This is a genomic window from Terasakiispira papahanaumokuakeensis (genome assembly GCF_001709345.1).
GTDB classification, from domain to species: domain Bacteria; phylum Pseudomonadota; class Gammaproteobacteria; order Pseudomonadales; family Halomonadaceae; genus Terasakiispira; species Terasakiispira papahanaumokuakeensis.
This window is the reverse complement of record NZ_MDTQ01000001.1, coordinates 1352350-1364900: the sequence shown is the minus strand read 5'-3', so window position 1 is coordinate 1364900 and position 12551 is coordinate 1352350. Positions and strand designations below refer to the sequence as shown.

Annotated in this window: 11 protein-coding genes; 8 read left to right on the top strand and 3 right to left on the bottom strand. The window is 49.8% G+C overall.

From position 1 onward, the window contains the following. Positions 1 to 6 precede the first annotated feature (6 nt). Positions 7 to 438: a transcriptional regulator SlyA gene (slyA, locus tag BFW38_RS05920; RefSeq protein WP_068997560.1), complete on the top strand. Its 432-nt coding sequence runs from the start codon at positions 7 to 9 to the stop codon at positions 436 to 438. 213 nt (positions 439 to 651) lie between these two features. On the opposite strand, the gene clpA is transcribed toward slyA, so the two are convergent. The 3 genes from clpA to icd form a co-directional block, all read right to left on the bottom strand. After that, the gene (gene clpA, locus BFW38_RS05915) at positions 652 to 2919 is read right to left on the bottom strand and encodes an ATP-dependent Clp protease ATP-binding subunit ClpA (RefSeq protein WP_068997558.1); all 2268 of its coding nucleotides are present in this window, start codon (positions 2917 to 2919) and stop codon (positions 652 to 654) included. A gap of 40 nt (positions 2920 to 2959) precedes the next feature. Next, positions 2960 to 3295: an ATP-dependent Clp protease adapter ClpS gene (gene clpS / locus BFW38_RS05910; RefSeq protein WP_069000248.1), complete on the bottom strand. Its 336-nt coding sequence runs from the start codon at positions 3293 to 3295 to the stop codon at positions 2960 to 2962. Between the two features lie 725 nt (positions 3296 to 4020). Next, positions 4021 to 5277, bottom strand: a complete 1257-nt coding sequence (icd, locus tag BFW38_RS05905) for an NADP-dependent isocitrate dehydrogenase (protein WP_068997556.1) — start codon at positions 5275 to 5277, stop codon at positions 4021 to 4023. 175 nt (positions 5278 to 5452) lie between these two features. Between icd and BFW38_RS05900 the strand changes: the two genes are divergently transcribed. The 7 genes from BFW38_RS05900 to BFW38_RS05870 all read left to right on the top strand — a co-directional run bounded on the left by BFW38_RS05900 (position 5453) and on the right by BFW38_RS05870 (position 12222). Next, on the top strand, positions 5453 to 6160 hold the full coding sequence (locus tag BFW38_RS05900; RefSeq protein WP_068997554.1) for a pseudouridine synthase: 708 nt from the start codon (positions 5453 to 5455) through the stop codon (positions 6158 to 6160). Next, positions 6160 to 6624: an NUDIX hydrolase gene (locus BFW38_RS05895; protein WP_068997552.1), complete on the top strand. Its 465-nt coding sequence runs from the start codon at positions 6160 to 6162 to the stop codon at positions 6622 to 6624. Before BFW38_RS05900 ends, BFW38_RS05895 begins: the two co-directional genes overlap by 1 nt. Positions 6625 to 6955: 331 nt before the next feature. Next, positions 6956 to 8092, top strand: coding sequence for a tRNA 2-thiouridine(34) synthase MnmA (mnmA, locus tag BFW38_RS05890; RefSeq protein ID WP_281180369.1), 1137 nt, complete (start codon positions 6956 to 6958; stop codon positions 8090 to 8092). 22 nt (positions 8093 to 8114) lie between these two features. Continuing rightward, positions 8115 to 8735, top strand: coding sequence for a high frequency lysogenization protein HflD (hflD, locus tag BFW38_RS05885; RefSeq protein ID WP_068997548.1), 621 nt, complete (start codon positions 8115 to 8117; stop codon positions 8733 to 8735). 326 nt (positions 8736 to 9061) lie between these two features. Continuing rightward, positions 9062 to 10429, top strand: coding sequence for an adenylosuccinate lyase (gene purB, locus BFW38_RS05880; protein ID WP_068997547.1), 1368 nt, complete (start codon positions 9062 to 9064; stop codon positions 10427 to 10429). A 1-nt stretch (position 10430) separates the two neighbouring features. Next, positions 10431 to 11660 carry a cupin domain-containing protein gene (locus BFW38_RS05875; RefSeq protein ID WP_245686084.1) on the top strand — a complete coding sequence of 410 codons (1230 nt, stop codon included), beginning with the start codon at positions 10431 to 10433 and terminating at the stop codon, positions 11658 to 11660. Between the two features lie 130 nt (positions 11661 to 11790). Then, complete coding sequence (locus BFW38_RS05870; protein ID WP_068997544.1) at positions 11791 to 12222, top strand: GNAT family N-acetyltransferase; 432 nt, start codon at positions 11791 to 11793, stop codon at positions 12220 to 12222. The last annotated feature ends 329 nt before the right edge of the window (positions 12223 to 12551 follow it).

Genomic DNA, 12551 nt, shown 5'->3' with positions numbered 1-12551 from the left:
TTCAAAATGAGCATTGAACTGGGTATGAGATTGGCACGCACACATCGTTTGTGGCGTGCAGCGTTAGACAAGGCACTCAAGCCGCTAGGCATGACGCAATCACGTTGGCTGACACTTTTCATCCTCAACCGCTTAGGGGATGGCGTCAGTCAGAAAGTACTCGCTGAAAGAGTCGGTATTGAAGGTCCAACACTGGTGCGCTTGCTCGATAGTTTGCAAAGACAAGATCTGATTGAGCGACAGCAGGATGAGGAAGACAAACGCAGCAAGCGGATCTACTTGACGCCCACAGCAAAACCCCTGCTGGAAAAAATAGAATATATCGCCGAGGAAGTACGCCAAGATATCCTCAACGGAATGAGCGAAGACCAGCAAGGTGAACTCCAAACCCTACTGCAACACATAGAAACCAACGCCGTGCGAATTATGTCCGACTGATGCAACAGGCGCCTACTTAGGGCATGGGACGACAGTCGATCTTTTTGAGATGACATTCAAGGCCATCCAATGCCATAAGTAGATACTTTAAAAAAAGAACACGCTAAAGCAAACTCAGGTAAAACCTAAAAAACCCCGAAGACAAGCATCTTCGGGGCTTTTATTGAAGGGTCGAAAAGCACTCGACCGGGATGTCATGACAAACCTAGCCCCTTAAGCGGGCTCAGGCTCGACAGCCCCCTCAAAAGTCAGCGTCAGATTATCATCCTGAACAGACACATAAGCTGTGCCGCCATGATTCGCCAGCGCTCCGAAAAGAATCGCCTCGGCTAATGGTTTCTTGATCTGCTCCTGAATCAGACGAGCCATTGGGCGCGCCCCCATTTCTTTATCATAACCATGCTCCGCCAACCAAGTGCGGGCATCATCATCGACTTCAACGACAACACGTTTGTCATCCAGTTGAGCCTGCAATTCAACCAGAAATTTGTCCACGATGTTTTTAATCACATCTTGATCCAACGCCTGGAACTGAATAATCGTATCCAACCGGTTTCTAAACTCTGGCGAGAAGGACTTACGGATCACCTCCATACCATCGGTGGAATGATCTTGCTTCTGGAAGCCAATTGAGCGGCGTGCCATAGACTCAGCCCCCGCGTTGGTGGTCATGACCAAGATTACATTACGGAAATCAGCCTTACGCCCATTATTGTCCGTCAAAGTCCCATGGTCCATCACCTGCAGTAGCAGGTTAAAGACTTCCGGATGCGCTTTCTCAATCTCATCCAACAACAACACACAATGAGGATTCTTAGTCACCGCTTCAGTCAATAACCCACCCTGGTCATAACCCACATATCCAGGGGGCGCCCCGATCAGCCGTGAGACGGTATGACGCTCCATATACTCAGACATATCGAAGCGCACCAGCTCAATCCCGAGCGTACGGGCTAACTGCCGCGTGACCTCTGTTTTACCTACGCCTGTTGGCCCTGCAAACAAGAAAGCCCCAATGGGTTTCTCCGGTGATTTCAGGCCTGCTCGAGACAATTTAATGGCATTGGAGAGTGCCTCAATGCTTTCATCCTGGCCAAAGACCAGCATTTTCAAATCACGCTCGACATTGCGCAGCACTTCTTTGTCATCGCTGGAGACTGATTTGGGTGGAATCCTGGCAATTTTGGCCACCACAGACTCAATCTCATCAACCCCAATCACTTCAACACGTTGATCCAAAGGCAGCAATTGCTGATAAGCTCCGGCCTCATCGACGACATCAATCGCCTTATCGGGTAGATGACGATCATTAATATAACGCGCGGACAATCGTGCAGCGGTTTCCAGTGCAGCATCGTCATAATGAATTTTATGATGATCCTCGAAACGACTTTTCAGACCACGCAAAATCGCAAAGGTATCTTCAACTGTCGGCTCAGTCACATCAATTTTCTGGAAACGTCGTGCCAATGCACGGTCTTTCTCAAAAATACCTCGATATTCCTGGAAGGTTGTAGACCCAATACAGCGCAACTCACCACTGGACAGCATCGGCTTCAACAGGTTAGAAGCATCCATGACCCCACCTGAAGCAGCACCCGCACCAATAATGGTATGAATCTCATCAATAAATAAAATCGAGTGTTCTTGCTTACGCAGTTCGCCTAAAAGTGCTTTCAACCGTTTTTCGAAATCACCGCGATACTTGGTCCCCGCTAGGAGCGCGCCCAAATCCAAGGAGTAAACGACGGCATCAGAAATCACATCAGGTACCATACCGTCCACGATGCGTTTAGCCAGCCCTTCGGCAATAGCTGTTTTACCTACCCCAGCTTCACCGACCAACAAAGGGTTATTCTTCCGGCGGCGGGCTAGCACCTGGACCACCCGCTCAATTTCATGCTCACGCCCAACCAAAGGATCAATCCGCCCAATACGCGCTTGTTCATTGAGGTTAGTCGCAAAGCTGTGCAGCGGATGACCGGCGGAAACGGTTTCCGTTTCTTCTTCTGTGTCATGCCCACTATTCCCCGCATCGGGGCTATTGACCTTAGAAATCCCATGAGACACAAAATTCACAATATCAACACGGGCAACACCTTGCTGTTTGAGGAAAAAGACCGCTTGGCTTTCCTGCTCACTGAAAATGGCCACCAACACATTGGCCCCATTGACTTCCTGTTTACCCGAAGACTGAACATGAAAAACAGCCCGCTGAAGTACACGCTGAAAACCTAAAGTCGGTTGTGTTTCTCGCTCCAAGTGACCTTCAGGGATTAAGGGAGTGGTGGAGCCAATAAATTCGGCCAGATCATCTCTTAAACGCTCCATTTCAACACCACAGGCACGCAAAACTTCTGCAGCGGCGTCATTATCCAGCAGCGCTAACAATAAATGCTCTACAGTCATGAACTCATGGCGTTGACGACGCGCCATGGTGAACGCTTCATTGAGCGTGTGTTCGAGATCTTTACTGAGCATGGGCCTACCCTCTCTTACCGCCCTAAAAGCGGTTCAGTAATCAGTCGGCAACTTCGATATCACACAGTAGCGGGTGTTCATTATCCCGCGCGAACTGGTTGACCTGAGCTGCCTTGGTTTCAGCGACATCCCGAGTATAAAGACCACATACGGCACGGCCTTCAGTATGAACAGCCAACATAATTCGGGTTGCCTTATCCTGGTCCATGCTGAAGAATTCCATTAATACCTGAACAACAAACTCCATCGGCGTATAGTCATCATTAAGCATGATCACTTTATACATAGAAGGCCGTTTCAGTTCCGGTTTGGCCTCTTCAGTGGCCAGAGCTCCATCTTCCCCTTCCTCGTCAGCACCATGATCGTCCGCCATCATCCTAATGGCCAGACCCTGATTATCCCAATGAGCTGCCTGAAACAACTCACTATGAATACTATTGATGGCCAGGTTATCTACCGCCTGGTCGGAAAATGTGTCCGTGTTTGGCATCACGCCTGCCAAGCCTCTTGGTTCGAGTTTAGATCGGAACATGCTGCTGTGTATCAGACTTTAGACGTCAAGATGGCTTAAAAGCTCCGCAGCTTTAGATTCAAAATCAAAATCAGATTAAAAATCAAAATAAGCGGCCCGATAACAAGCATAACCCCAATTACAAAATAGGGGCAGCATGAGCGAAGCACAAGTCTTTCAGATATAAGTTGTTCAACTCAAGCGTTTCTAGCTATTTTCTACTCGCATTTCCGCATAAAGGCTTTCATCGTGTCTTTAATCCAACCGCTATTCACTTACCATTTGTCTGGATAAATTGCGATATAGATCAGGAGATAGGTCAGATCCGCAAAACGAGAAAAGAAGACCGTCTCAAAATGAACTCGCAATTATTTATTCCGCTAATGGGCTATAGCAGCCATTGAGCAACAGGTCAAAAATAGATCAAAAAAAGAACCCTGCAGTCACCTGCAGGGTTCTTTCATCCTAAGCCCGATGATGCGACTCGGATGCTGATGTGCTTATTCATCTCATCTCAGTGAACATAGATGCCTCGATAAGCATCGATGTTTTAATGAGCACCAATGAAGATGACACATCTTATGAGCGACTTACATATTGTCGATCACATCACCAGCAAACTCAGAACACTTACGCAGCTTGGCACCTTCCATCAGACGCTCAAAGTCATAAGTCACTGTTTTGTTAGCGATCGCACCTTCAACACCTTTGATAACCAAATCAGCAGCTTCGAGCCAGCCCATATGGCGTAACATCATCTCAGCAGACAAAATGACAGAACCTGGGTTCACTTTGTCTTGACCGGCATATTTAGGTGCAGTGCCGTGAGTCGCTTCGAACATAGCAACGCTATCAGACAAGTTCGCACCCGGAGCGATACCAATACCCCCAACTTCTGCGGCCAGCGCATCAGAGATATAGTCACCGTTCAAGTTCAAAGTTGCGATGACATCATACTCAGCCGGACGCAGAAGGATCTGCTGCAGCATGGCATCAGCGATCACGTCTTTGACGACAACTTCTTTGCCCGTGTTCGGGTTTTTAAAGCTCATCCAAGGGCCGCCATCTAACAGCTCTGCGCCAAACTCTTCAGCCGCAACCTGATAGCCCCAATCTTTGAAAGCACCTTCGGTGAACTTCATGATGTTGCCTTTGTGGACAATCGTGACTGAATCACGGTCATTATCCACAGCATACTGAATCGCTTTACGAACCAGACGCTTAGTGCCTTCTTCAGACACCGGTTTCACACCGATACCACACTGTTCTGGGAAGCGGATGTTTTTAACACCCATTTCTTCACGCAGGAACTTAATCACTTTATCAGCTTCAGGCGTACCGGCTTTCCACTCAACCCCGGCATAGATATCTTCAGAGTTTTCGCGGAAGATCACCATATCCACATCGCCAGGCGCTTTAACCGGGCTTGGAACGCCTTGGAACCAGCGCACAGGACGCTGACAGACATACAGATCCAGCTCTTGACGCAACGCCACGTTCAGGGAACGAATGCCACCACCCACAGGGGTTGTCAAAGGACCTTTAATAGAAACAACATAGTCCTTGATCGCTTCCAGCGTCTCTTTAGGCATCCAGGTGTCCTGGTCGTATACGTGCGTGGCTTTCTCGCCCGCATAGACTTCCATCCAGGAGATTTTTCGCTCACCGTTGTAAGCCTTCTGAACCGCCGCATCAACAACCTTGATCATCGCCGGAGACACATCGACACCAATGCCATCACCTTCGATGAAGGGAATGATGGGGTTATTCGGCACATTGATGGAATTGTCAGCGTTTACCGTGATTTTTTCACCGGTCGCCGGCACCTTAATATTTTGATAGCCCATTCTTAACTCCCTAATAGCATGTAAAATCGCTCGCGGCGCTAGTATAGCACCGCAACTACTTGGTTCAGTAGGCAATTTGTAGTAAGCCTACAACAACACGGGATACACTATCCCTTTCTGGCCCTGTCGCGGATGCAACGTATCCAAATTGCCCTAACAAGATGACATCTTAAAAATGAGTGATATCTATCTGTTTTACAAACCTTTTCATGTGCTGTCACAGTTTACAGATGAACGCACCGATGAGGAAAGTCCTCGGACAACACTGGCTGAATATTTGAAGGTTCCCAATATTTATCCGGCCGGTCGTTTGGATTACGACTCCGAAGGGCTACTCCTGCTGACCGATGATGGAGAACTCCAAGCGCGCATCACTCACCCTGAGTATAAGCTACCCAAAACCTATTGGGTTCAGGTGGAAGGTGACATTACAGATGAGGCCCTCACGCAGTTGAGCACTGGGGTTGAACTCAAAGACGGCCGTACTCGCCCGGCAAAAGCCCGACGGATGGATCCTCCCAAAGTAGCCGAGCGCAGCACCCCAGTTAAACCTCGCAAAGGCAAAGGCACCAGCTGGCTAGAGCTCACCATCATGGAAGGGCGCAACCGGCAGGTCCGCCGTATGACCGCACACGTGGGTTTTCCTACATTACGTTTGATTCGTTATGCCATTGGCAGTTGGACGCTGGAAGGTCTCAAGCCTGGGCGCTGGCGGCAAACCACGGTGCACATGCCTGAACAAACCCAAAAAGTGACACTAAAACCCCGCAAAAAAGGTCGCGGTGAACATGCGGGCTCAAAAACAACGCACAAAGCTCACCCCAAAACCGCTCAGCCTAAAAGCGCACACCGCACACCGCGAAAACCCAAAGGAGGGCGCTGATGACACGCTGGATGCCCCATGCCACTGTCGCGACGGTGATTCATGATGATGGTTACTTCCTATTAACTGAAGAGATGAGTGAAGGTCGGCAGGTGTTAAATCAACCTGCGGGCCATATTGAGTTTGGCGAATCACTGATTGCAGCGGCTTATCGGGAAACCCTGGAAGAGACAGGCTGGGAGGTCAACATTACCCATTACCAAGGGCTTTATATCAACACCTCCCCCAGCGGCATTACTTATCATCGCCACTGCTTTATTGGCACGCCCATTAAAGCACAGCCAGACGCCACACTGGATGAAGGCATTATTGGCCCTCGCTGGCTCACCTGGAACGACTTACTGAACGCCGAACAACAGCAACAATTACGCAGTCCGATGGTCATTCCCTGCTACCGAGACTTCCGTGACGGCAAACAGTTTCCATTGGATATCATATGGAACTTTGATCAAGGCGATCGATGAGGGCCTCAAACCCAGCAACATCAAACTGAGTTATAATCAAGGTTTCGAAAATCAACAGGTTGTGATGAGACTACTTGTAATGAAACGGCTTGTGATGAGACTGATTGTGATGAGAGAAATGGTGATATCAGGCTCATGAAGTTTGAATAATGTTTAAAGTGCCTCCATTTGTAATGAATAATGCTTGCACACCAATGAACACACTCACACCAATGAACACTCTTGAGTGCTCATGAGCCAGGCTTGGGCTCTAACGAACCACACTTGAGCCCAACACGACCTAAAGCAGAGCACCACATGCAATCAGAATATCAAGACCTTAGGGGTTAACGTGACCACTGCAACAGCAATAGAAAAATCCCCCTCCGAACTCAAAGTCATCGTCGGTATGTCCGGCGGTGTAGACTCCTCCGTCTCAGCGCTACTGCTGCAACAGCAAGGCTATCAAGTCGAAGGCCTGTTCATGAAAAACTGGGAGGAGGATGACGGCACCGAGTATTGTACCGCTAAAGAAGACTATGCCGATGCCCAAGCGGTTTGCGACAAGCTAGGCATTCATCTCCATGCGGCCAATTTTTCGGCCGAGTACTGGGACAACGTCTTCGAACATTTTCTCAGTGAATATAAAGCTGGACGAACCCCCAACCCAGATATTCTCTGTAATCGCGAAATCAAGTTCAAAGCCTTTCTTGAATATGCCCGCATGCTGGGCGCCGACCTGATTGCGACCGGCCATTACGTTCGTCGCGGCACAGATGAAGATGGCCAGGCGCTGCTGCTAAAAGGGCTAGATCCGAACAAAGATCAAAGCTATTTCCTCTGTGCCGTAGGGCAGGCGGAAATTGGCATGAGTCTATTCCCGGTGGGCGAGTTAGAGAAACCGGCGGTTCGAGCCTTGGCCGAACGCCATGGTTTGATCACCGCAAAAAAGAAAGACTCCACCGGCATTTGCTTCATTGGGGAACGTCGCTTCCGTGATTTTCTCAAGCAATATTTACCTGCACAGCCTGGAAAAATCGTGACGCCTGAAGGCGATATCATCGGCGACCATATGGGTTTAATGTATTACACCATCGGCCAGCGACAAGGGCTCGGGATTGGTGGCCTCAAGCATTACTCAGAAGATCCCTGGTTTGTTGCTGAAAAAGACTTAGAAAACAATCGGCTGATTGCAGTTCAAGGTACGGATCACCCACTCTTATTTACACGCGGGCTTGCCAGTGAAATCCCTGACTGGGTCGCCGGCCAGGCGCCAGCCGAACATTTTCACTGCACGGCCAAAGTGCGTTACCGTCAAACCGATCAGCCATGTCAGGTCACGATGCATGACGATGGCACTTGCGAAGTGGTTTTCGATGAGCCTCAACGCGCGGTCACACCGGGCCAATCAGTTGTCTTCTACCAAGGCGAGCGCTGCCTAGGGGGAGCGGTGATTGCTCATACCTGGCGCGACCACACACCCGCCTGATCACTTGTGAATGGATTGATGCATGACGGATAGCAAAACAAAACGCCAAGCCATTGGGCTTGCAGGGGTATTCCAAGCCGCCGCACAAGTTCAGCAACTGGCGACAACCGGATTACTGGATCAGGCACCCTATGCCACCAGCATTCAAAGCATACTCGTCACAAACCCTGAGAATGATTCAGATATTTATGGCGGCCATCTAGATAATCTAAAAATGGGCGGCCGCCTACTGCACCAATTTGTCCGGCGAGAGCGTGGTATTGACCCCCTCATTTTAAACTACAGCATGTCCATCATCATGCTACAGCACCGACTCAGCAAAGACCCCACGATGCTGACGGCTATCGGTCAACGCCTGGAACAAATTCAACACCAGGCCGAGCATTTTGGTCCAACTCATGAGAATGTCATTGCCGCACTTTCCGGACTCTATCAAGACACCTTAAGTACGCTCTCATTTCGGATTCAAGTGAAAGGTGAGCCCAGTATTCTGCAGCAATCCGCCAATGCCGATAAAATACGCGCGTTATTACTGGCGGGTATACGCTCCTCGATGCTTTGGCACCAGGCTGGCGGACGGCGCTGGAAACTCCTGTTCTCTCGCAAGCAAATCATGCGGGACTTAACACAGCTCGGCCTATAACTCGGATTAATCACGCAGCCTCCCTTGTGGAGGCTTGCCCTCCAGTCGATCCACATGAGCCTACGCGCCTCATCACAATCCGACCCAATCAAAGCCGACAAACCGATCTCAATCGATTACAATGCGCGCCATTATTGAGTACTCGATTGACCCAAGAGTTGATTGACCCAATCGGTTGATTAACCCAATCGGTTGATTAAACCAATAGTCGATTGAACTGACCTGAAGCGCTGACGGGGTACCCCCCTCATCTCAAGATCACCGTTGCGGCGCTTGAAGGTGAGTCTGATTGATTTAATCCGCTAACCTATTGCCAGGATCTTCCCATGCAGCTCTCTGCCCTGACCGCATTGTCTCCCGTTGATGGCCGCTATGGCAGCAAAACCGCCGCCTTACGCGAACACTTCTCAGAATTCGGCCTCATTCGTCGACGTGTCGAAGTTGAAGTCCGCTGGTTACAGCGGCTGGCACAACACCCCGGCATTCCAGAAGTCCCTCAATTGTCGGCAGAAGCGTCTGCTGTACTGGACACCTTGATCCACGACTTCACCGAAGCCAATGCTCAACGCATTAAAGACATCGAGCGCACCACAAACCATGATGTCAAAGCTGTTGAGTACTTCATTAAAGAACAAATTGCCGATAACGCCGAACTGGTTGCGATCAGCGAATTCGTCCACTTTGCCTGCACCAGCGAAGACATTAACAACCTGTCCCACGCCCTGATGCTCAAAGGTGGTCTGGATCAAGTCATACTGCCGCAGATGCGTGAAATCCACGAAGCGATTCGCCAACTGGCACTCGCCAATGCTGAAATCCCGATGCTGTCGCGCACTCACGGGCAAACCGCAAGCCCGACGACACTGGGAAAAGAGATGGCTAACGTGGCCTACCGTCTCCAACGCCAGATCAAGCAAGTCGAATCGGTTGAATTGATGGGTAAAATCAATGGTGCAGTAGGGAACTACAATGCACACCTATCGGCCTACCCTGAAATCGATTGGCAAGCCAATGCCGCTGAATTTGTACAGAGCCTCGGCCTCGCTTGGAACCCCTACACCACCCAAATCGAACCTCACGACTATATTGCTGAGCTGTTTGATGCCGTCAGCCGTTTCAATACGATTTTGATCGACTTTGACCGCGATATTTGGGGTTATATTTCGCTGGGCTACTTTAAGCAAAGAACAGTGGCCGGCGAAGTGGGCTCGTCCACCATGCCGCATAAAGTGAACCCCATCGATTTTGAAAACTCAGAAGGCAACCTCGGTATTGCCAATGCCATCCTGGGCCACCTGGCGAGCAAATTACCCATTTCACGCTGGCAACGAGATCTTACTGACTCCACCGTACTGCGTAACTTAGGTATCGGTTTTGGGCAAAGCGTGATTGCTTACCAGGCCACATTAAAAGGGGTGAGCAAGCTCGAAACCAACCCCCACATCATCGCTGAGGATCTGGACCATAGCTGGGAAGTCCTGGCGGAACCCATTCAAACCGTCATGCGCCGTTATGGGATTGAAAAACCTTACGAAAAGCTCAAGGAATTGACCCGAGGCAAAGGCATCACGCACGAAGCGTTGCAAACTTTTGTCAACGGTTTGGATATGCCTCAGGCGGCCAAAGATGAACTATTGGCCCTGACACCAGCGACTTATATCGGTAATGCCATCGAACAGGCTCGGGAGATTTAACGTGACCTTTGGTCCTTTAGCGCATGCATTGGGTGACATCACGCCAGAACGCTTTTTGGCAGAATACTGGCAGAAGAAGCCACTGCTGATTCGACAAGCTTTTCCTGACTTCAGCACACCCATCGACCCCGATACCTTGGCGGGCCTGGCTTGTGAAACACAAGTCGAATCCCGTCTAGTGTTGGAGCAAGGTGATATAGAAACAGACCAGGGCAAACCTTGGGCATTGCGCGAAGGGCCATTTACCGAAGCGACATTCGGTCAGTTACCTGAGAAAAACTGGACCTTATTGGTTCAAGCCGTTGATCACTATGTCCCTGAGGTACGGGATATTTTAAATGCTTTTCGCTTCGTGCCCAGCTGGCGTCTCGATGATGTCATGATCAGCTACGCACCCGAAGGCGGTAGCGTTGGGCCTCACATCGACTATTACGATGTCTTTTTACTACAAGCCAGCGGTACACGCCGCTGGCAACTCGGAGAACTCTGTGATCAGACGACCCCGATTCGGCAAGATACACGGCTCAGAATTCTAGAATCCTTCGAACCTCAAGAAGGCGAAAATGGCCAACTCATGGACTGGGAGCTAGCACCAGGAGACCTCCTCTATCTGCCTCCCCAGCTCGCCCATTATGGCCGCTCGACTTCTGAAGATTGCACCACTTGGTCAGTCGGTTTTCGTGCCCTATCCGCAGAAGAAATTCTATGTGGCGCCTCAGACTTCATTGCCGAAAAGCTCACAGAAGATCAACGCTATGCCGATCCGGACCTCAAACTCCAGGCCAATCCTGGGGAAATCACCACTGAAGCCAAAGCACGCCTGAAATCACTGGTACTGGCCGCGCTAGACGACGATCAAGCACTATCGGAATGGTTTGGCCGTGCCATGACACAAACCAAATACCCTGATCAATTGATCGAACCGGAAACGCCATGGCAAGTCACTGATTGGCAAGAAGCCCTCGCATCGGGTGAACAATTGATCGTCACCGAGGGCAGTCGCTTTGCGTTTGAGCGATGCGCTGAAAGCAGCGGCAACTTATTCGTCGACGGGAATGCCTACCCTTTCACTGCCGACCTTTTGCCCTTAATCGAACAACTCTGCGCACAATTTATCTTTGAGACAGACACCCTGACCTCGCTGTTGGCGGCGCCAGAAGCCCAAACCTTGATCACAACGCTACTGAATCAAGGCAGCCTCAGTCTCATCGATCCAAACGATCAGGATTGATCCGAAGAAAGAGCGCCTATCTTGTTCAATCGCTATTTTGTTCAATAAAAGATAGGCGCTCTTTTCCGCATTATATAGGTGATATCCCCACGCCACTCCCTATCCCCCGCTTTGGACTCTAGCGACGACTATGGCAATCATCATCAAAAACGGCCCCTGGTCTGAACTCCAAATCGATTGCCAACGAATTCGCCATCACGTTTTCGTCATCGAGCAACAAGTGCCCATTGAAGAAGAATGGGATGGCCATGACCACGAATGCCACCACTTTCTATTACAAAAGAATGGCCATGCCATCGCGACAGCACGACTCACCCCAACAGGCAAAGTTGGACGAATGGCCGTACTGAAACCCGCCAGAGGATGCGGCTATGGCGCACAAGTGATGGATGCGATCATCAACTATGCCCGAACTAAGCACTACCCTCACCTCCAGCTGAATGCACAAACTCATGCGTTGGGCTTCTACGCACAATTAGGGTTTAAAGCCTTTGGCGATGAGTTTGAAGAAGCCGGTATTCAGCATCGAAGCATGATGTTATCGCTTGATCACTCACGTTGACCCATCTCCACACCAAACGCGCCTACTGCCACTCGCAGCCGTCACTGAGCGGCCAAAGAACACAAGCACTCGATTAATCAATTACACGCACTATACTCTTCTACACGACATCTTCTTATCGATAGCGCCAACAATGTAGTCAATTTACAACGCCACTTGTTGTAAATTTACCCACCTAAAATACGCTATAAATTTTTATTTCGCATACGCAATAAAAATTCAAACGCGCGTCCCATTAAATTCATAAAGCCATCACAACAATACGACGAAATGCTGATTTGACAGGGCGGCCAAGGGGTCTCAGTATCAATAACGCAACGCAGCATAAC